The 23,039-nt window shown below is 30.7% G+C and carries 17 protein-coding genes; 2 read left to right on the forward strand and 15 right to left on the reverse strand.

Going from position 1 to position 23,039, the window contains the following annotated elements:
- Positions 1-85 precede the first annotated feature (85 nt).
- Entirely contained in the window at positions 86-1,342 is a 1,257-nt protein-coding gene (locus D2A34_RS16035) for a PLL family lectin (protein WP_243128353.1), read from the forward strand.
- A gap of 42 nt (positions 1,343-1,384) precedes the next feature.
- Here the strand turns inward: D2A34_RS16035 and D2A34_RS16040 are convergent, their stop codons facing one another.
- The gene (locus tag D2A34_RS16040; protein WP_119367312.1) at positions 1,385-1,939 is read right to left on the reverse strand and encodes a helix-turn-helix domain-containing protein; all 555 of its coding nucleotides are present in this window, start codon (positions 1,937-1,939) and stop codon (positions 1,385-1,387) included.
- A 142-nt stretch (positions 1,940-2,081) separates the two neighbouring features.
- Here D2A34_RS16040 and D2A34_RS16045 point away from each other — a divergent pair, with 142 nt between their 5' ends.
- Entirely contained in the window at positions 2,082-3,017 is a 936-nt protein-coding gene (locus D2A34_RS16045; protein WP_119367313.1) for a DMT family transporter, read from the forward strand.
- A 187-nt stretch (positions 3,018-3,204) separates the two neighbouring features.
- Here the strand turns inward: D2A34_RS16045 and D2A34_RS16050 are convergent, their stop codons facing one another.
- From D2A34_RS16050 to D2A34_RS16120, 14 genes are all read right to left on the reverse strand, one after another.
- Positions 3,205-4,566: a citrate/2-methylcitrate synthase gene (locus D2A34_RS16050; protein ID WP_079439496.1), complete on the reverse strand. Its 1,362-nt coding sequence runs from the start codon at positions 4,564-4,566 to the stop codon at positions 3,205-3,207.
- Positions 4,567-5,109: 543 nt separating this feature from the next.
- Complete coding sequence (locus D2A34_RS16055) at positions 5,110-6,828, reverse strand: methyl-accepting chemotaxis protein (protein ID WP_119367314.1); 1,719 nt, start codon at positions 6,826-6,828, stop codon at positions 5,110-5,112.
- Between the two features lie 485 nt (positions 6,829-7,313).
- Positions 7,314-8,699, reverse strand: coding sequence for an NADPH-dependent glutamate synthase (gene gltA, locus D2A34_RS16060; protein ID WP_119367315.1), 1,386 nt, complete (start codon positions 8,697-8,699; stop codon positions 7,314-7,316).
- Positions 8,699-9,589 carry a sulfide/dihydroorotate dehydrogenase-like FAD/NAD-binding protein gene (locus tag D2A34_RS16065; RefSeq protein ID WP_119367316.1) on the reverse strand — a complete coding sequence of 297 codons (891 nt, stop codon included), beginning with the start codon at positions 9,587-9,589 and terminating at the stop codon, positions 8,699-8,701. Before D2A34_RS16065 ends, gltA begins: the two co-directional genes overlap by 1 nt.
- Before the next feature lie 337 nt (positions 9,590-9,926).
- Complete coding sequence (locus D2A34_RS16070; RefSeq protein ID WP_119367317.1) at positions 9,927-11,093, reverse strand: iron-containing alcohol dehydrogenase; 1,167 nt, start codon at positions 11,091-11,093, stop codon at positions 9,927-9,929.
- A 411-nt stretch (positions 11,094-11,504) separates the two neighbouring features.
- Positions 11,505-13,478 (reverse strand): sigma-54-dependent Fis family transcriptional regulator, encoded by a 1,974-nt coding sequence (locus D2A34_RS16075; protein ID WP_119367318.1) that lies wholly within the window; start codon positions 13,476-13,478, stop codon positions 11,505-11,507.
- Between the two features lie 285 nt (positions 13,479-13,763).
- Positions 13,764-14,942 (reverse strand): acetyl-CoA C-acetyltransferase, encoded by a 1,179-nt coding sequence (locus D2A34_RS16080; protein WP_119367319.1) that lies wholly within the window; start codon positions 14,940-14,942, stop codon positions 13,764-13,766.
- Positions 14,943-15,056: 114 nt separating this feature from the next.
- A complete protein-coding gene (locus D2A34_RS16085; protein WP_119367320.1) occupies positions 15,057-15,797 on the reverse strand; it encodes an epoxyqueuosine reductase in 741 nt (246 codons plus the stop codon).
- Entirely contained in the window at positions 15,794-16,381 is a 588-nt protein-coding gene (locus D2A34_RS16090) for a TetR/AcrR family transcriptional regulator (RefSeq protein WP_119367321.1), read from the reverse strand. The genes D2A34_RS16085 and D2A34_RS16090 overlap by 4 nt, the downstream gene beginning before the upstream one ends.
- Before the next feature lie 270 nt (positions 16,382-16,651).
- Complete coding sequence (locus D2A34_RS16095) at positions 16,652-17,716, reverse strand: metallophosphoesterase (RefSeq protein WP_243128354.1); 1,065 nt, start codon at positions 17,714-17,716, stop codon at positions 16,652-16,654.
- A 150-nt stretch (positions 17,717-17,866) separates the two neighbouring features.
- The gene (locus D2A34_RS16100; RefSeq protein WP_119367323.1) at positions 17,867-20,497 is read right to left on the reverse strand and encodes an AAA family ATPase; all 2,631 of its coding nucleotides are present in this window, start codon (positions 20,495-20,497) and stop codon (positions 17,867-17,869) included.
- Positions 20,498-20,825: 328 nt separating this feature from the next.
- Complete coding sequence (locus tag D2A34_RS16105; RefSeq protein WP_079439506.1) at positions 20,826-21,056, reverse strand: hypothetical protein; 231 nt, start codon at positions 21,054-21,056, stop codon at positions 20,826-20,828.
- 789 nt (positions 21,057-21,845) lie between these two features.
- Entirely contained in the window at positions 21,846-22,316 is a 471-nt protein-coding gene (locus tag D2A34_RS16115) for a GNAT family N-acetyltransferase (RefSeq protein ID WP_079439508.1), read from the reverse strand.
- Positions 22,317-22,402: 86 nt separating this feature from the next.
- Positions 22,403-23,032, reverse strand: coding sequence for a histidine phosphatase family protein (locus tag D2A34_RS16120; RefSeq protein WP_079439509.1), 630 nt, complete (start codon positions 23,030-23,032; stop codon positions 22,403-22,405).
- Positions 23,033-23,039 lie beyond the last annotated feature (7 nt).

Genomic DNA, 23,039 nt, shown 5'->3' on the forward strand with positions numbered 1-23,039 from the left:
GAATTTGATAGGTTCTTAAACCATAAAAAATATTATAAGGTGATATCAAATGTGTATTGATGATTTTTTTTACTGTCCTAGTTTTATGGAAGACGCTGATTTTCCATCATTAAATGCTAAATTTAGAGGGTATAATAACGATAATGATAGAAAAGTACTTGATGAACTTGATTCATTTTATGATAGATATTACTTACGCGATACTCGAGCTTCTGAACAGGATGTGAATAAAATTATACGAGCTCTTCAAACTCAGCAACCTCAGCTCTATACAGGATTTCAAGGGATAATCGATAATTATTTTAGAACAGTTATTTCTTTTACATTAGACAATTCTTCAAATTATACAGGAAATATTAATCAAAGAACAAACTCCATTTTTAACGATTTTAGAAGAAGATATAACAAAATTTTTGTTGAACTACGCTCTTCTGGCATTCCTAATGGCATAATTAACCGTATTTTTAGAAATGTAATTGCATTCACCTTAAGATACAGCGACTCAGCACCTAGCCCTACACCAATTCCCGGCACTAATTGGAGTCAATGGGAAGATCTTGGTGGTGTACTAAACTCTGGACCAGGCGTTTCATCTTGGTCAACAAATAGACTTGATACTTTCGTAGCTGGCAGCGACAATGCTTTGTACCATAAATACTGGAATGGATCTAGCTGGAGTGACTGGGAAAGCTTAGGCGGAGTTTTAGCATCTGCCCCTGCAGCTATTTCTTGGGGACTTAATAGAATTGATGTCTTTGTAAGAGGCACAAGTAACTCCATGTATCACAAATATTGGAATGGCACTAACTGGAGTGATTGGGAAGACCTCGGTGGTATTTTCACTTCATCTCCCGCTGCCTCTTCATGGGGTAATAATAGAATTGATACTTTTGTACGTGGTACCAATAATGTGCTTTATCATAAATACTGGAATGATTCCAGTTGGAGTGATTGGGAGAGTCTCGGTGGTGTTCTTACTTCATCTCCTGCTGCTGTTTCTTGGGGCAATAGCAGAATTGATGTGTTCGCTCGAGGTCAAGGAAATCAGCTGTACCATAAGTGGTGGGATGGTTCAAATTGGAGTGATTGGGAGAACCTTGGTGGCAATATAACTTCTGCTCCTGCTGTTTCCTCTAGAACTTCTAATAGACTTGAGGTATTTGCAAGAGGAGAAAATAATCAGCTTCAAACAATAATTTGGAATGGAACTCGCTGGAGCGATTGGCAAGACATAGGAGGTATACTCACCTCCGATCCAGCTGCCGTTTCTTGGGGACCTAATAGAACTGATGTATTTGCTAGAGGCACGAATAATGCTTTATGGCATATATGGAGGGACTAGTAAAATAAAATGCTTGGTGCAGGACACTAAGCATTTTCATTACTATTTGCAGTAAAGTATAACATTTTGAAATATAGCTATTCTTTCACTGAAATTCTTGTAAGAATGTGGTTTATTAGCGGCAAATTTAATCGAATTTCCTTTTTGTAATATAAACTTTCTATTATTTATTTCCAATTCAATCTGCCCTGCTGTAACTATAACATATTCTTCTACCCCATCATTATGTGGAGGAGATATATGATTGCACCCTGGTTCTAATTCAATTGTAAATATTTCAAACCCCTTACTTGCATCAAAAGGGAATATTGGAAATAGCTTCATCATATAATTGTCTTCAATTACTGGTTTTATAACTTTCTGATCTACTACTTTTAAATCATCTTGATCCTCATCAATAAAAAATGAAAAGGATACTTTTAACCCAGTTGCAATTTTCCATAGTGTTGAGACTGTTGGGTTTGATATTCCCCTTTCAATTTGCCCAAGCATTGCTTTACTTACGCCTGTTAATTTAGATGCCTCATCCAAACTTAGTTCTCTTGTGTTCCTTATTTCCTTTAATTTATTACCAATTATAATATTCAAACTTTTCATTGCCTCACTCCTACCAGTATGTATGTTATAACATAAATACTAAATATATTGTATATTATAACATACAGGTTTATAATATATAATATACTACTTCTCATATTAACTTATAATTTTATCTTACTATAACATACGGGGGTTGAAAATGGCAAAAGCAATTATATTAGGAATATCAGCATCATTTTTTTTTGCATTTACTTTTATACTTAATCAGCAAATGAATATTTCTGGAGGCAGCTGGCTTTGGAGTTCATCTCTAAGATATATTTTTATGTTACCTATACTATTTTTTATCATGGTTATAAACAATAAATTACTGGCAGTTCTAAATGATATTATAGAAAAACCTATTCAATGGTTGATTTGGAGTACAGTAGGTTTTGGCTTCTTTTATGCACCATTAAGTTTTGCATCAGTATACGGACCATCATGGTTAGTTGCTGGAACTTGGCAAATAACAATAATTGCTGGTGCACTTATGTCTCCATTATTTTATAGGAATGTTGAAACAGAGGATGGCTTTTATAAAGTAAGAAACAAAATGCCAACAAAATCACTCTTAATGTCCTCAATAATTCTTTTGGGTATTTTTTTAATGCAGCTAGAAATATCAAAAGGCATATCAACTTCTCAAACACTTCTTGGAGTTATCCCTGTTGTTTTAGCCGCATTTTCTTATCCCCTAGGCAACCGTAAAATGATCGAGATTTGTGATAACAAGTTTACTACTTTTCAAAGAGTTTTTGGTATGACACTATGCAGTATGCCTTTTTGGTTAATAATATCTATTTGTGGTATTTTAGATGTTGGACTGCCAAGTAGCGGACAAGTGTTCCAATCTTTCATAGTTGCTATTTTCTCAGGTATTATTGCAACTATACTATTTTTCAAGGCTACTGATATGGTAAGTAATGATACTCACAAGCTATCAGTGATTGAATCAACACAATCAGGTGAAGTTATCTTTACACTTCTTGGAGGTTTGTTTATATTTCATGACAAAGTTCCAACTCTTATTAGTATTGTAGGTATCACCCTTGTTGTTACAGGTATGATTCTTAATAGTCTTATTCAAGAGTAACAAAAAATATAGAAATGTTTCATGTTAATAGGCTACAAATAGAAAGTTTAAATAAGTGAATATAATAAATGAAAACTTGTTCTCATATTAATTTGTGCATGAATTATGATAACTAAAAACGTGTGTACTAAATTTAATCTAGTACACACGTTTCTTATCTATATACATTTATTATTATATAGCTTTTTTATCTTTCATCTATATCAATATATTTTTTTCTTTTAACAACACTCTTATATGCAGGTCTAATTATTTTTCCTGAATTGACTATTTCTTCAATTCTGTGAGCGCTCCAACCTGCTATTCTTGAAATGGCAAAGATAGGAGTAAATAATTCAGGAGGAATATCTAACATTCTATATACAAAACCTGAATAAAAATCTACATTCGCACTTACGCCCTTATACATCTTTCTCACTTTTCCCACTGCTTCAGGCGCTAGTTTTTCAACCTTCTCATATAGATTATACTCATCTTCAAACCCTTTTTCCTTTGCCAATCTTGCAACATGTTCCTTAAAAATTACAGCTCTTGGATCAGAAATTGAGTAAACAGCATGACCTATGCCATAAATGAGTCCTGATCGATCAAACGCTTTCTTATTTAGCAACTTAACTAAATACTCCTCAATTTCCTTATCATCCTCCCAATTCTCTACATTTTGTTTTATATCTTCGAACATCTGTGTCACTTTAATATTTGCTCCACCATGTCTAGGTCCTTTTAAAGATCCAAGCGCCGCAGCTATAACCGAATAAGTGTCAGAACCTGAAGACGTAACAACATGTGTAACGAAAGAAGAATTATTTCCACCTCCATGTTCTGCATGGAGAACAAGAGCAAGATCTAATAAAGTTGCTTCAAGCTTTGTATATTTACTATCTGGTCTGAGCATATATAAAATATTTTCAGCTGTGCTTAGATTCTTTTGAGGACTGTGTATAAATAAACTTTTATTTCCATGATAATGTGAATGCGCCTGATAACCGTAAACTGCAATCAATGGAAAACATGCTATAAGTTTTAAACACTGCTTTAGCACATTTTCTATTGTAGTATCGTCAGCTGAATCATCTAGACTATAAAAAGCCAACACACTTCTTGCAATAGAATTCATAATATCCCTGCTCGGCATTTTTAATATCATATCACGAACAAAATCATCTGGTAAACTTCTATATTCCGCCAATAACTCTTCAAAGTCCTTAAGTTCCTCTTTATTTGGTAGATTTCCAAATAAAAGTAAATAGCACGTCTCTTCAAAACCATAACTATTAGTTTTCATAAAACCCGTGACAATATCTGAAATATCTATGCCTCTGTAAAGCAATTTTCCTGGTATTGGAACCATCTCATTTTCTTCAACAATATAAGATCTAACATCCCCAATTTCTGTGAGTCCTACAAGAACGCCTCTTCCATCTATATCCCTAAGTCCTCTTTTAACCTGATATTTTGAAAATAGTTCAGAGTCTATTATATTGCTTGTACGTGCTCTATTGGTAAGTTCTTTTAACATCTTTTCTTCAAGTTGGATAATTTTTTTCATTTTAAGCCCCTTTCAAGATAAATTTTTTACTCATTCTACTTACAATTTCAGATCTTTTTTACTATAACATTTATAAAATCAATAGTTTGATTTTAATTATTTTTAAAAATAATTAAAGATTCGTAATTTCGTATCTTAATTGCTGTAGTTTAATTTCTCATGCCTAAAAAATATATCCTTTATAATTTTAAAATTCTATTTTTTTATATGTCAACATTCTCCCCAAATGATATGATGTAAATAATATAAATGAAGTAACCATAATAATTAAGAGAAAAACTCTTAATCCTATTATAGCAAAAAATCAAAAAAAGTAAAAATTCTTTTACATATTTCCAAAAACATCATTATTTAATTAACTATTTAGCAATTTTATCAACAGATTTTTATAAATACAAAAGTGTATTTATACCGTAACTAAACTAATTCACAATATAATATGCGAAAGATATCCTATACCATCTTTCCCTAACACCTTTACTGCATATAAAAATGAAGCAGCAATCTTTAGTATATTGCTGCTTCAAAAAAATACTTCTTCATCTAAATCTTAAATCTATGAACCATCTCATTAAGATTTTCCGCAAGCTCTGCTTGGTGCTGAGCAGTTACTGCCACTTGTTCAATAGCTTTCGTTGTTTGGCTTATACTTTCTTTTATTGTTTCAGCATTTTCAGATGATTGCTGCGCCGTTCCAGCTGTATTTTGTATTGCTTCATTTATTTGATTAATGGTCACTGTTAACTCTTTAGACATAGATGCTATTTCTTTTGACATATTTGTAACAAACTCTGCATCATTATAATATTTGTTCCCCATGTCTTTCATTGATTCAAATTGAGGATCAACATTATCCCTTATAAAGTTTAATACATCTTTACTATTATCAGAAAGGTTTTTAAAAGCTTGTTGCACTTTTATAATTGTATTTTTAATATTGGTTACAGCTTCAGATGATTGCTCCGCTAATGCTCTAACCTCCTCAGCGACAACTGCAAATCCTTTTCCTTGTTCTCCTGCTCTCGCAGCTTCAATAGCCGCATTTAATGCAAGCAAATTAGTTTGCTCTGATATCTCTGCAATGGTATCCGCCATCACCTTAATATTTTCTACTATTTTACCATCTTCAATAGCTCTTAATCCTTTTTCTTTTTTCTCGTCGTATGTTCGTCTTGTTTCTTGAACAGATGATTTCCCCCTATTTTGAACTTCTGTAGCTCTTCCTTTGGATTCATTAGCATTATTACTTCCTTCAATAGCTCTGCTCGATAATATAGTAATACTTGAATTAACTTCCTCTATAGCCGCACTTATTTCTTCCGCTGACGCACTGGTTTCCTGTGCATCATTTGTAATTCTATTTATTGCTGCTTCTATATTTTCTGCTTTAATAGTAAGTTCTTCAACCGTAGCAGAAAGTTCCTGGCTTGATGCATTCATATCCTGAGATCTGCCCATTATTTCTTTTATTAATGCACTCATATCATTTTGCATCATATGAATTGAATTAGCAAGCTCTCCCATTTCATCTTTACGCTTTAGAAGCTCTTGTGAAATTAATCCTGTAAAATCCCTTTTTGATAAAACTTTTATATATTGTACTGCTGATTTTAAAGGGTTTGATATCGTCTTTGAAATGACTAATGAAAGCATAGTCCCAATAAATACTGCAATTAAGCTAATTATAATTATAATCTTTGTCGAAAAATTGAAATCATTAATATTTTGTTTATTCAAGTTTTCAGCTAAACTAGCTCTGTAAAACGCTAAATCTTTCAAATTCTTTTGAAATTGTTGAGCTATACTATCAATTGTTTTATATTTCTCTAATGCTGCATCCTGATTTCCATTCATAGCTAGTTTTATGATTTCATCTCTTTTTTCTCTATACTCTTTAAGGTTTTTTTCAAGAGTGTTAATCGTCTCCTGTTCATATTCATCATGTTTTATTTCTTTATACATTTGCCACTTTTCATCAAAAGATTTTGCTTTAGATTGGATATCCACTAATTTTGAATTTTGCTCGTTAGGATTTTTGGTATCTAAAATAATATAATATATGTCGCCTTCAATGGTTCTAGCTTGCGCTCTATTATCATTTAACCACTCAACAGGCAATAATGATTCTTGATACATTTCATTAATACTTTTACTTGCTTTTAAATTAAAATAATAGCCTGTACCTCCAAGAATAAAAAGTAGTAGAATCATTGTAGTTGAGAATAATAAAATCTTTTTCGTTACTTTTAAGTCATTTAACATTTTTACTCCCCCTTGTATACCAATAATCTTTATTGTTCCTATGTTTTTTAATTTCTAAATAAAAAAACACTTCCCCTTTTACAAATTATATAAAGACAATTACTCCAACTAAAACAAATATTAAATCGATTTCAAATTGATTCATTGTCAAGTTACCTTATATTATAGAAATATCAAACAAATTTTTTCTCATTTCTATATTTTCTTATCATCTAATATAACTAAATTTTCAGTTCAATTTTACATTTTAACAATATATATGTAATATTAACATTCAAACGCAAAAAAATCAACCTAACAATGTAAATAATACAATTCATTACCATTTTTTCTCCATTTCCTACCATTAAATTATTTCTTATACAAAAAGGTCCAATGTATTCTTATACCTTGGACCTTTTTATCATAGTGTTAGTTTATTTATACTTAATATTTAATTTCTACTATTTGATTTATTATTTTGTGCACCTCATTATAAAAACTAATTAACTTAAATAATCATCTATAGCTGTTGCCGCTTTCTTACCTGCTCCCATAGCTAAAATTACTGTCGCAGCTCCTGTAACCGCATCTCCACCAGCGTACACACCTTCTTTAGTAGTTAATCCATCTTCATTTGCCACTATGCATTTCCATTTATTTGTATCTAATCCTTCAGTTGTCGATGAAATTAGTGGGTTTGGAGATGTTCCAAGTGACATTATTACTGTATCAACGTCCATAATAAATTCTGAGTTTTCTTTAACTACAGGTTTTCTTCTTCCTGAAGCATCTGGCTCTCCAAGCTCCATTACAACACATTTCATTCCTTTAACCCATCCATTTTCGTCTACTAAGATTTCTGTTGGATTTGTTAAAACATCAAATATTACGCCTTCTTCTTTTGCATGATGTATTTCTTCTGCCCTTGCTGGAAGTTCTGCGTCACTTCTTCTGTAAACAATGTGTGATTCCGCTCCTAATCTTAAAGCAGTTCTAGCGGCATCCATAGCAACATTTCCACCACCAACTATAGCAACTTTTTTACCGGCTCTAACTGGAGTGTCATATTCTTCTTTAAATGCTTTCATTAAGTTTACTCTTGTTAAAAATTCATTAGCTGAGAATACTCCATTTGCATTTTCTCCTGGAATCCCCATAAACTTAGGGAGACCTGCACCTGACCCAATAAAGACAGCTTCAAATTTTTCTTCTTCCATTAATTGGTCTATAGTTATTGTTCTTCCGATAATAACGTTGGTTTCAATTTTTACTCCTAATTTCTTTATGTTTTCTATTTCGGCCTTCACAACATCATCTTTAGGTAATCTAAATTCTGGGATACCATATACTAATACTCCGCCTGCTTCATGTAAAGCTTCAAATATAGTTACATCGTAACCTTTTTTAGCTAAATCACCAGCACAAGTAAGTCCAGCAGGACCACTTCCAATAACAGCAACTTTCTTTCCTTTTGAAGGTTCTCTTTGTGATAAGTCTACATTATTTTTTCTTGACCAGTCAGCAGTAAACATTTCTAACTTACCGATTGCTACAGCTTCGCCTTTTATTCCAAGCACACAGTTGCCTTCACATTGGCTTTCTTGTGGACATACTCTACCACAAACTGCTGGAAGCGCACTATATTTTGCTATTTCCTTAGCAGCTCCTTCAAAATCTCCTGTTTTAGCTTTTGAGATAAATCCCGGAATGTCAATTGAGACTGGACATCCTTCAACGCATTTTGGATTTTTACAATTTAAACATCTATTAGCTTCTTTTATAGCTTGTTCCTCATTATATCCTAAACAAACTTCTTCAAAGTTTCTAGCCCTTACTTCAGGAGCTTGCTCAGTGACAGGTGTTCTTTTCATTCTTTCGTTCATATCTATTACTTATCCTCCTTACATCCACAACCACCATGGTTGTGAGTATCTCCTTCTTCACTCTTTAATACAGATCTGCCTTCTTCTGTTTTGTACATTGTTTGTCTTCTCATTGATTCATCGAAGTCAACTAAATGCCCATCGAATTCTGGTCCATCTACACATGCAAATTTAACTTGCCCGCCTACAGTTACTCTACAAGCACCGCACATTCCAGTACCATCAACCATAATAGGGTTTAAACTAACAGTTGTCTTAATGCCAAGTTCTTTTGTAAGCATTGCCATAAACTTCATCATAATCATTGGTCCAATTACAACAGCATGATCATATTTATTGCCTTGAACTTCAACCAATTCTTTTAAGCAATCTGTAACCCTACCGTTAAATCCATACGAACCATCATCAGTTGCAACATATAGGTTTCCCGCAACTTTTTTCATCTCTTCTTCTAATATCAATAATTCTTTATTTCTACTTCCAACTATAACATCGCATTTAATTCCATTTTCATGCATCCATTTTACTTGTGGATATACTGGAGCTGCTCCAACTCCACCAGCGATAAAAATGATATTTTGCTTCTTTAAATCTTCAATATTTTCATGAACAAATTCACTAGGTTGTCCTAACGGCCCAACAAAATCACAAACAAACTCTCCTTCTTCAAAAGAAGCCAGTTGTTTTGTTCCTTGTCCAACAGTTTGAAAAACTATTGCGACTGTTCCTTTTTCTTTATCGTAATCTGCTATTGTTAAAGGTATTCTTTCACCTTTTTCATCATTCTTTATAATTATAAATTGACCTGGTTTTGCTGATTTAGCAACTCTAGGTGCTTCTATATCCATTAAGAATATATTATCTGTAAGTTCTCTTTTGCTAACTATTCTATACAATCTTTGTACCCCCTATAATTTAAATAGCTAATCAGTAATTTTTCATTACTTATATTTACTATTTTTCCGTGTTATTCCTGATAATTTTCATAATAACAAAAGCTCTCTAAGGCGAGAGCCGTTGCTATAAAATAACTTTCTAACGATATCTTAATATATTAACTCAATTAAGTCCATAGGAATTTTTTAACCTTAATCCAATTAATTCTTATGCAAATTATAATTGTGACTCTTTTAAACTTAAAACTATTCCTTCAACTTTGGTTTACACTAAAAAAGCATTTGTTTTAATTCTGTGTTTATCTTTAATGATAATAAATCTATTTGACAAAACTTATTATAAGTTAACCTTAGTTCCATAATATGTGCATTCAAATAATTTTTCCATTGTTGAATCGTCTATTTCTCTTGGATTTGAACCAGTACACGCATCCAAAACTGCATTATGAGCTACGAATGAAAGATTAGCTTTGAAATCAGCTTCTTCAACTCCGTATTCTTTCATTGAATGAGGAATACATAATTTATCATTTAATTCATTTATTACTGCTATTAATGCATCAGTTAATTCTGCATCGCTATTTCCTTCCAATTTCAATGTTCTTGCTATATCAGCATATCTGTTTTCACATTTTACCCTATTATATTGAATTACATATGGTAAGAAAATTGCATTAGCACATCCATGAGGAATATGGAATACAGCTCCTACCTTATGAGCCATTGAGTGAACTATTCCAAGTAACGCATTTGAAAATGCCATTCCTGCTAAACATTGAGCTTCATGCATTAAATCTCTAGCAGTTTTATCTCCTTCGTATGATTTAACTAAATTTTCTTGAACCATTTCTATTGCCTTAATAGCTAATGGATCTGAAAAATTTGATCTAAGTGATGCAGTATATGCTTCTATAGCATGAGTTAATGCATCCATTCCAGTGTGAGCTGTTAATTTAGCAGGCATAGTTTGAGCTAGCGCTGGATCTACTATTGCTATATCTGGAGTTATGTTAAAATCAGCTAATGGATATTTAATTTTTTCTGTATAATTTGTTATTACAGAGAATGCTGTTACTTCTGTAGCTGTACCACTTGTAGATGGAATAGCTACAAATTTAGCTTTTTGTCTAAGTTCTGGTAATCCAAATGGAACAACTGCTTGCTCAAACGTAAAGTCTGGGTATTCGTAGAATATCCACATAGCTTTTGCTGCGTCAATTGGTGATCCACCACCCATAGCAACAATCCAATCAGGCTCAAAGTTTCTCATAGCTTCTGCACCCTTCATTACGGTTTCAACTGATGGATCTGGTTCTACCCCTTCAAATAATTCAACTTCCATTCCAGCTTCTTTTAGATAGTCTTCTACTTGCTTTAAAAAGCCAAACTTCTTCATTGATCCACCGCCAACAACTACAAAAGCTTTCTTTCCTTTTAAAGTCTTAAGAACTTCAAGCGATCCTTCTCCATGGTATAAATCTCTTGGTAAAGTAAAACGTGCCATAAATTTAATTCCTCCTAATATTTATCTGTCATTTTTTATTTTGACATATTTAAAAACAAGGTTATGTATAATTTCTAGGTTTTCTACAATATGTCTTTCTAACCACATGATTATAATAAGCAATATTCATGCCAACTTGTTATAATTTTATCAATCTTTCTGCAAAATCCTTCAAAATTATTCCTTATATATCAAAAAACATATAAAAAATAATCTGCATTCATTCTTAATTCCGTGCTTCCCACAGTTTTCTCTTAAATTTAAAGTATTAAATAAATTATATTCAACTTTAATCTATCCATTTACCGTCAGCTTACGACATTCTTCTATTCAACGTTTTGAAATAAAAATGTCCTAAAACATTACACATTATCATATAATTACTGTGTTATTTTAGGACAGTGTATTATTTTAGGACATTTTAATATCATATTTTTTTATTTTTAAGTACAATGTATTTCTACTTATACCTAAAGTCTTTGCAACTTTGCTCATGTTATGATTGCATAATTTTATCGCAGCTTTGATAGCTTTACTTTCTATTATCTCTAAATTAAATTCTTCTTCATTTGCGTCAAAAATTTCACTAAATCTCTTTTTAATATTTTCATTATGCATTATTTCTAGATAATTTACTTTACTTTCCTTATTCAAATCATTTATTGATTCTAGTTCATTAATTTCTTCAGAAATTCTATAATCATTTTCATCCCATAAATCAAAAGATAATTTTCCATCTAAATTCACTATATTCTCTATATAGTTTTCTAACTGCCTTATGTTTCCTGGCCAATTGTAGCTTAATAGATTACTATATAATTCTTCACTAATATCTGGAATTGGTTTATTCAATTTGAAAGATTTTATTCTAAAAAAATATTCTATAAGCTTAACTACATCGCCTTTTCTTTCTCTTAGTGGAGGCAGCTTTATCGGAATAACGCATAACCTATAATACAAATCCTCTCTAAAATTCCCTTTTTTTACTTCATTTTTAAGGTTCTTATTTGTAGCCGCTATTACTCTAATATCTATAGAAATTTCCCTACTTCCACCAAGTCTTGTTACTCTACTATTTTGAAGTACCCTGAGTAGCTTAACTTGCATATCTAATGGCATCTCTCCAATTTCATCTAAGAACAAGGTTCCACCATTTGCTATCTCAAATTTTCCGGGATTTCCTCCTTTTTTTCCTCCAGTAAAAGTGCCATCCTCATATCCAAATAATTCACTTTCAATTATATTGGCAGGTATAGCCCCACAGTTAATGGCTATGAATTTATTACTTCTTCTTAAGCTATAATTGTGCATAGCCTGAGCTAAAACTTCTTTTCCTGTCCCACTTTCTCCCTGAATCAATACTGTTGAAGGGCTATTTGAAATAATTTTACAATTTGTTATCACATTCTCTATTGCAGCACTTTCGCCAATTATATCATTAAAGGTAAAAAATGCTCCACTAACATTTTTAATATCAATCTCTTCTTTTTCATTACTCATAGTTACAACCAGTCCAACAGTAATCTCCTTATGTTTTATGCCCTTGAAAAAAAGTTTAGTTTTATAGCTACTTGTATGTTTTAATTTTACTTCCTTAATTATAGGTCTATTTCTTTTATCCGATTCTTCTATAATGTTTCCTAAATCGGGTAAAATATAATGCATCTCTTCGCCTAGTAAAGAATATTTATCTCTATTAAATATTTCAGCGCCTAACTTATTTATATTAATAATCTTGCCATCTTTGTCTATAATCATAATCCCTTTATCCACATTGTCTATAACACTTTCCATATAATTATAGGTCTGAATTAAAATATCACTAATTTTTTTCTTATCTAATTCATTTTCGATTGCTTTTACTCCAAAAACTACTAGTCCCAATGTATGTGGATGCTTCATATTACTTCTTCCTGTTAAATTCAAAGTTCCTATAATCTCACCACTGCTATTATGAATAGGTGCAGCTGAACAAGTTAATTTTTGAAAACCTTGAATATAATGCTCGTTGGCAGTTATTTGAATACACCTATCTTCTTTTATTGCAGTTCCCATTGCATTCGTTCCTATGTTCTGCTCATCCATATAGGCTCCAATATTAATATTATCCACTTCTAGTTTCCCACTATTTTCTTCTGCACCTTTTATATATAAGATACACCCATCTCTATCTGTTAATAATATAATGAATTCATTATCCATAACTGCTGAAAAAACCATATCTATATATACTTTAGATACTTCAATCAATTCCTTATTATCATTTAAAATCTTTTCCAACTTTGAACCAAATAGGATTTTTTTTGAGTAATTAGATTTCTTCTCAACTCCATAGCTTTCACTTCTCTTATGAGAATTTTCAATTAATATTTCTTTACTATCCATAAAGGCATCTCCATCCTTTGTAGTTATATTTATTAATTTAATCTAGACTTATTCTAGTTTTAGACATGCCTCTATTATATTGAATTGATTTTCACATATCAAGCTATGATATAAATTTATAAATATTGTTAAGACAATATTTATTTTAATATCATGCCTATATATTATCTGAAAAAATAAGTGCAAATGTTAAATCTAAATATTAGACTTAACACCTACACTTAAACATATCAAGATTAGAAATTAGGCTAAAATAGGCTTATAGTTTTTATTGAAAATTTAAATTTATTCTCTTTCAACTACTAGTGCAGTTCCTTGACCTCCACCGATACATAAAGTAGCAAGTCCTTTCTTCGCATCTCTCTTTTTCATTGCATGTAACAAAGTTACTAAAATACGTGCGCCAGATGCCCCTATAGGATGTCCAAGTGCTATAGCTCCTCCATTTACATTGACTTTATTCATATCCAAATTTAGATCTTTAGATATCGCTATACTTTGAGAAGCATATGCTTCATTGGCTTCAATCAAATCTAATTCTTCAGCTTTTAAATTAATTTTATCTAGTGCAGCTTTTGTTGCACAAAATGCTCCATACCCCATTATTGCTGGATCTAATCCTGCTGATCCATATGAAGTAATTTTAGCAAGAGGTTTTATTCCGAGTGCATTAGCCTTTTCTTCACTCATTATTACCAATGCTGCTGCTCCATCATTTAATCCAGATGCATTTCCTGCCGTTACAGTACCATTTTCTTTAAATATAGGTTTAAGTTTTTTTAAGGCTTCTATAGTATTACCGAATCGAGGAAATTCATCCTGATCAAATACTATTTCTCCTTTTTTAGTTTTGATTACTACAGGAACTATCTCCTCCCTGAATTCCCCATTCTTTATGGCATTTTCAGCTTTTTGTTGTGATAAGAGCGAAAATTCATCTTGCTCCTCTCTTGTTACATTCCATTTTTCAGCAACATTTTCTGCTGTAACTCCCATATGATAATCATTGAAAGCATCCCACAAACCATCTTTTATCATTTCATCAACTAATTCTCCATGACCCATTCTTTGTCCCCATCTTGCATTATTAAGTAAAAATGGTGCACTAGACATGTTTTCCATTCCACCTACTACAATGGCATCAGCATCTCCTGCTTTTATAATTTGAGCAGCTAAACTAATAGATCTTAAGCCAGATCCACAAACCTTGTTAATTGTAAACGCTGGTATTTCTACAGGTAATCCAGCTTTTACAGCAGCTTGTCTTGCTGGATTTTGTCCTAAACCTGCTTGAAGAACATTTCCGAAAATCACTTCATTAATATCTTCTGGATTTATATTGGCCCTCTTAACAGCCTCTTTTATTACTATAGCTCCTAAATCTACAGCTGGTACATCCTTTAAAGTCTTACCATATGCTCCTATTGCTGTTCTTACTGCACTTACTATTACTACATCTCTCATTTTCTATTCCTCCTATAATTTAACATATTTTTGTTATTTTCTAATAAATATTAATAGACCAGTTTGTTTATTTTGATTTTAAAAAAATATATCCAAAATTTAAATTAGATTTATCTAATTACTTCTACATGCTGGGCATAGTTTTAAACAATTAAAACAATAATATTGTGTTGTATATGCAGTGGCTTGATAATAAGGAAAGAATTCCATCGTCATTGCTTTCCTTTCTTCCTTACTAGCCTCAACATATTTATCTAAAAATGATAAGTATGATACAAAAGAAAACGGCTGCGAAACTGTCATACATTTTCTCACATCGGTTTTACCATCTTCATCTAAAGCCTTTGCTGGACAACTTTTAACACAAATATTACAATTATTACAAAATCTATTTTCTATTTTATCGTCTGGCTCAATCTCTAAATTAGTGACTATTGCAGTGAAAGTAACTCTTGTTCCAAACTTAGGATGTATAACAAGATTGTGTCTTCCAAAAGTTCCTAACCCTGCTGCCACTGCAGCATGCCTAAGGGATACTGCTGAGGTTCCTCCCCTAGGAAATGATTCAGGTATGGAAAGAATCTGTGCATTAAATTCATCCTCTAAATAATGACATATCTTATAAGCATCAGATCTCATTACCTCTTTCTTATCCAATCTTCCATTCATAGCCAGTTGAGGATCGCTACTCTCACAAGTCGTCAATTCTTTATAAGCTATTACTATTATTGATTTTGCTCTAGGAAAAAAAGATTCTATTTTAGGTGTATTGGGACTTAAATATTCAGATACTGATGCAAATCCCACATCATCTACGCCTCTGCTTTTAATATAATTTCTTATTTGTTCTTTCATGCTTTCACCTCCTTAAAATTTTCATATATATCTATTAAATCCCTTAACATCATTTTTAATACTTCTACATCTTTGCCTATTCTATAATACAGTAAATATCCTTCATATATAGCAAAAGCACGATTTGATAAAACATCTATCTTGTCCTCTGGTATATCTGAAATTTTAAGAACTGAAGCGAAGATATCTATTAATTTTTTCATGGACTTATAATAACTTTCTGAAATATCTGGTTCAGAAAAAGCTATCTCTAATCCTAGCACTGCAAATGGACAGCCATAATGTTTTTTATTTTCTGCACCCTGGATCATCTGTCCTATTAAATCTGTTACAAATTCTACCCAAGTTTTTCCCTTTGACGTATTTAATATCCAACCCCCAATTTTACTTTCATAATAAGCTGAAACATTAATAGCTAAGTCTTTTTTGCTTGCAAAGTGAAAATAAAATGATCCTTTAGGTAATCCTGTACCTGCTAAAATATCATTAATTCCAGTTGCATTATATCCTTTTTGCAAAAACAACTCCGCAGCACATTCAATTAATCTTATTTTGGACTGCTCTCCTTTTGTTGTCTTAATCATTTTATCACCTCAAATAGATTGTTAAATCCTTAACTTAATAATAGACCACTTTGTCTATTTTGTCAATTGATTTTATTATTATATTATAAATAATTAAATTAAGAACAAATAGAGGTTATAGTATGTTTACTTTATTAAACATACTATAACCTCTATAAATCTCTTAATACCACACTATATTTATTGATTAATATCTATTTTATCTAGTCTTATATATCTGAAAATTAATTTATTCGCATTTGAAATATCATAATATAAAGATACATTATCTTATAGAAATTGAATTTCTATATCTACAATTTCACTTTTACTGCCAATACGTATAGGCGGCCCCCAAGTTCTTGCTCCACTTGAAACTATAATTTGGAAGTTACCTATCTTTAAATATCCATAATCCTTTTTAAAAACTCTTTTTGTAATCAAATTAAATGGAAAGAACTGCCCTTTATGCGTATGACCAGATAACTGTAAATCAACTCCTGCCTTGATAGGCTCTTCTAAATTAGAGGGTTGATGATCTAGTACGATTGTAGGCAGGTTTTTATCAATCCCAGCCATTATCTCAAGTAAATCTTTGCGTTTTGCTCCATTGATTCTTTCATAAAACTTATCCTCACGTCCTATTATGTAAAAGCTTTTATCAATATTGATAACACTATCCCTTAATATATTAATTCCGGCTTTTTCGAAATTATCAATTCTATTTGTAGAATCACCGTTATGATCATAATCATGATTTCCTAGTGATGCATAAATTCCATATTTGCTTTTGACATTTTTAAAATGATTTTGCATGCTATCAAAATCATATATAGCCATATCTCGGTTAGCATCAATAATATCTCCTGCAAATAATACAATGTCAGGTTTTATTCCATTAATCTTTTCAACTAGTTTTTTCATCCCCTTATCTTTTAAATCACTTAGATGAATATCAGATAAAAGAACAATATGCACTCTTTTTAAAGAACCTGCTTGTTTTTCTATATTTAGCTTATATGACGTAACTCTTAAATTCTTAGCATTTATAGTCCCATATACAAGTAAAATCGATACTGTAATTAAAACTAATAGCCCTATTCTAAAAGAATCATTTCCTTTACTTAAAATCTGCAATGGCATTAAGTGAAACCATACTCCTAGCATGTTAATTAAATTTAATGAAGTAATACAAATCGTAAAATAAGTTAAAGCAGCCAGCCAATAGGAAGCCAATAAATATATTCTATGTTGTAAGAACTTTGGTAAATAGTGATTCAATATAACTCCAACAAAACTAAACAAAACAATTATAAATAAAATACTCCAGTATACTTCAATATTCATAAATGACATTACATACCCCATGTTATCCCAAAACCATGAGCCTATATAATAATTCAAACTGAAATATAATAACAAAATGATGCTGATTATCATGTAAAACATATCTTCCCTCTTTCATCCATTGTGTATAATATAAAAGTTAAAATCTCACTTTTTTATCTATTCTTTTATATCATCTATAATGATTTCAAGTAATTCTTCTTTATCTCTAATATCATCTTTTATAATTCTGCCTGCTTGTTTCATTTTTATTTTCTCAAAGTATTTTCTTACTAATCTTCCGTTACCAAAATTTTTATCTTTATTATTATATTGAATTTCAAACTCAGATACTAGTTCTTGTTTAGCTTCTTCTGTAAGAACGTAACTTTCTCTTATACATAGTCCTTCAAAGATTTCCATTAGTTCACCGGCATCGTAATCTGAAAACTCTACTACTAATTTTATTCTGCTTTCCATGCCTGGATTTAAATTCACTAAATCTTTCATTTCTTTTGTATATCCAGCCATTATTACAACTAACTTATCTCTATTATCTTCCATTTCTTTAATTAATGTAGCTATAGCTTCTTTTCCAAAATCATTCCCACCACTACCATTTAGGCTGTAAGCTTCATCAATAAACAATATTCCACCATAAGCTTCTTTGATTTTATTTAAAGTTTTTGGGGCAGTCTGCCCAACATATTCTCCAACTAAATCTGCTCTAGTCACCTCAATCATATGACCTTTTTTTAGCACACCTATAGTTTTTAATATTTTTCCTAGAATTCTTGCTACTGTAGTTTTTCCAGTCCCCGGATTTCCTGTAAATATCATATTTAATGAAATATCTTCAGACTCTATGCCTAGTTCCTTTTTTCTATGTTGTAATTCTAATGTATTTATTATGCCTTTTACAATATTTTTAACCTCACTTAGTCCAACTAAACTATCCAATTCTTCTTGCAATTCTTTCATCTTATCTCGTGCATTAAATTCCAAATTCACCCCAAAATCTTCAGAAGATAAAGTTAATAATTCTTCTTTAGTAACTTCGCTATCCCCGATTCTATAAGCCTTTTCTCTTATAGCTGATTCCAGGATATTTCTCGCTACTCTAGCATTAGCGAAATTTTCATCAACCTTTTCTATTTTTATTTTCTCTAAAAAGGCTCTTTCTCCATCTTTATTTAGCTGATAGTAATTTTCATTTGCCATACTTTTAGCAATTTCAACTAATTCATGATCTTTATAATCTTCAAATTCAATCTCTAAATTAATCCTGCTTTTTAATCCAGGATTTAGTTTCATTAAATTTCTCATTTCCTTTGTGTATCCTGCTAGAATCACTGTGAACTTATCTCTTTTATCCTCCATTTCCTTAATTAAAACTTCTATTGCTTCAGCTCCATAATCGTTGCTTCCTTCTCCACCCTTTGCTAGAGAATACGCCTCGTCGATGAATAAGATACCACCCATTGCATTATCGATCGCTTTTTTTGTGAGTTTTGCGGTTTCACCTATAAAACGACCTACAATTGAACTTCTATCAACTTCTACCAATTGCCCTTTTTCCAAGATTCCCAGATAATAAAAAATATCTGTAATCAATCTCGCCACTGTCGTCTTTCCAGTTCCTGGATTACCCAAAAATAAAAAATGATAACTTTGGCTGATATTCTTCTCTATTCCCAAAACATTTGCTCTATTATTCTCATACTTTATGAGTTGCACTATTCTTTTTATTTCTGTTTTAACGTTATTTAATCCTATTAAAGCTTCAAGCTTATCTAAAGCCTCTTCCAAAGAAGCTGAATTTCTATCTCCATTTTCTTTTGATTTCTCCTTATGCGTAAAATTATTTTGATTAACTATTTGTTTATTTGAAATATCTTCATTTTTCTTTGAATATTCTTCTTTTACTTTTTCCATTTTATCTTCGCTGGAACTTACTAAATCTTCATTTTTCAGTCCCAAATCCATGATATTATCAATCGAGGATTTTATCTTGTTCTCATTTATCTTAAACTCTTCATTTAGATTTAAATTATCGGAATTCTCTTTATCTTGTCTAAGTTCTAATTCTTGGTTCATTCTGGCTTTACTTAACATTACTTTTTCATATATCTTAGAAACATACATTGTTGCCTTTTGAGCAATATAGGAATCAGTGTTTTCAATTATACTCCTCTTGCATTCTTTTAAACATTCAAAATAGTTCCCATTTATGTATAAAAATTTAATTATATCAAAATCAAGATCATCATCATTACCTAATCTTCTAGCTTTTCTTAATATCTCCAAAGTTACGATTTCATCTTCACCTTTTGCAATATAGCATTTACTTAACAATCTTGTTGCTTTGAAATTTTTATCATCTATACCTACAGCTAAAGCAGCATATTGCAATGCTTCGTCATAATTGTTTCTGTAAAGTTCAATTTTTCCAAGAGTAATAATAGCATCTAAATTGTAATGGTCTAATTCATATGCTTTTTTAGAATAATTATAAGCGCTTTCAAAATCATTTATCTGAAAAAAACAACAGCCAATAAGCCCTAAGTACTTGTTGTTATTCTCATCGTAATAAATTGCTGTTTTTAAACAATCAGTTGCTTTTAAGTATTCCTTGCAATAATAATAAGTTAACGCTAAAAGATAGTGCAACCCTGGATGATCACCGAAACACTTTATAGCTTCTGAGAGTATTGTAGTGGATTTATTATAAAAACGATTATTATTATATTGTTGTATCTCACTTTGAAATCTATGAAATTGCATTTTATCATGTAAATCAGTGTAGTCCATATTTCCTCCTCTCAAAGCACATAAAGTTCTCAATATCTTATCTTTTCATATTTATATATATTCTTACTTTAAATTCTCTCATCTCCAAAATTATATCATAAGTCCAATTTTTTTCATATTACAACCTTTACATTCACAATTATTTAATTGTGAAATTATATAACCTTAAAAAGCCATAGAAAGGATTTTCTCCTTACTATGACCTTATTGCATTTTGCATATATTTACCTAGCTAAATGGATTTAAGAAAATAACTACAGCATTTGTGGCAAGCTCACCAATTTAGTATTAAAGGTCCTTGGTCTACTATTTTCCCAATCCCTTTCCATTATCCATTAATTATTTCAGCTTTAAGTAAACTGCTCTTAAAAAGTATAATTTGTTTATTCTCACTATTTAAACTCACAGATATTTCATCATCTTTTAACCATTCATACAACCTATTCATATCTTTACTACTAATTTGTATAGTCTCATGTAAAGAATCTACACTAAATTTCATAATTTTATCACTGGATATAAATTCAATTGCTATTTGTCTAGACATATTTTTATTCATAATTTACACTCATCACAATCCCTTGTACACATTGTAAAGCAGCAATTTTAATAAAAGATTATAAACTCAAACTTTTTTTGTTTCACCCCTAACATATCTTCTTAAGATTCATAATTCCATAAAATGTTTACTATGAAACTAATCTATTTATATTATAGTCTCATACTACATATGCATTATATTATAGTAAAATATTTTCTTATAATTCACCTTCTTTTTTAGAATTATTTAGACTTTTTTACTCCTAAATAATATCTTAATTATTAATTTGATTTAAAGTTGAAATTAAACATTATTAATTTGAATATAAATAATAATTATTATGTCATTATACAATAATAATTGTATTACGATTTTCTTTGCTAAATAATTCTTCATACATTATAATTTATCTATAAAAATCTGTAAATTTTAGCAAAAGGGGTGTTATTGTGGGATATATAGAAATATTAAGACTTAAGCAGAAGATATTCTTCAGAAAAACTTTGCTTAACTGCTTACTGCTTTTTTTTATTCCCAAAAATAAATTTATTATTTCATTATCGAAAAATTTGGACAAATATATTACTCTTTACCAAAGGCATTTAAATTATCAATATTATTTACAAAATAATAAAATATAATTCATTCAGATACATACAATAATACAATCAATTGTAATAATTTAGTTCGAAATTTTATATGAATTAAATAATAAAAAATACAGTCTGGTTTGACTGCATTTTCTATTAAATATGATTTAATGATTACAATTACAATAATTTTGTTATTATATCCCAAAACTCTACTCTATAAGGATTTTACATACCATACATCACATGCATAATGTTCAGTCTCTAATATAGGTTTATCGAGCTGAACAAATCCATTCTTCTGATAAAATTTATTCGCAGCGACCATGTTATTAAATGTTTCAAGATAACATTTATCATAATATTTTTTTGCAAAATCCAATGATATTTTCAATAATTCCTTTGCTATTCCAGTCCCTCTTGCCTCTTTTAGGGCATACATCTTCTGTAACTCACATATATTCTTAGTATTTTCTAATGGACCAATACCACATCCACCGATAATTTTATTGTCTTTTTCAACAACCCAATATTTTGACTTTTGATCTTGATAAACTTGATAAAAACAGCCTAAATTTGGATCAGACCAAGCGCATCCTGGTTTATTTGCACCAAATTCTATTAAACAAGTTCTTATTAGAGTTTCTACTTCTTTATTATCTTTTTCTTCTATTTCTCTTATTAACATAAATAAGTACCCCCGTAATTACGCTAAAAAATATCTTTCAACTCTTATAGCATACTTTGCATTTAATGATTGAATACACATAATAATTAAACTTTCTTTATTTTATCGCCAATATGATTAGTGTCATTTAATGATAGTATTGATGGCATCAATTCATCATTAAAGTTTATTGTATTTATGCATGTATTTCCAAGCAAAATTTTATGATACATTGTCATATCCCATTCAAATATTCCAATAAGCCCAGCTTTAATAATTCCACCATGCGCAACAATTATTATCTTCTTACCTTTATGTTTTGAAACAATATCAAGGATACACTTTGATGCTCTATTCGCAGCATTTCTAATACTTAAATCTCCACCTGAGATATAACTTTCTACTTTATCTGTTCTCCAAGCCTTAAATATTTCAGGATATTTTTCACTTATCTCATGTATCGTCAGCCCCTCCCATTCACCAAAATTTATTTCTCGTATTTCTGGAGCTGTTATGACCTCTTTATCCGTATCAGATGCTATTATATTTGCTGTTTTTAGTGCTCTACTAAGAGGGCTTGTATATATATAGTCAAAATTACCATTAAGACGTTTTTTCAATAATTCCGCCTGTTTAATTCCTTCTTCTGATAAATCAATATCAGTACATCCCTGAAATCTACCTTGTGTATTCCACTCTGTTTCACCATGCCTGATAAGTAATAATGTTGTCTTCATGTCTTTC

Origin of the sequence: Clostridium chromiireducens (genome assembly GCF_003575225.1) — a bacterium.
Lineage (GTDB): Bacteria > Bacillota > Clostridia > Clostridiales > Clostridiaceae > Clostridium > Clostridium chromiireducens.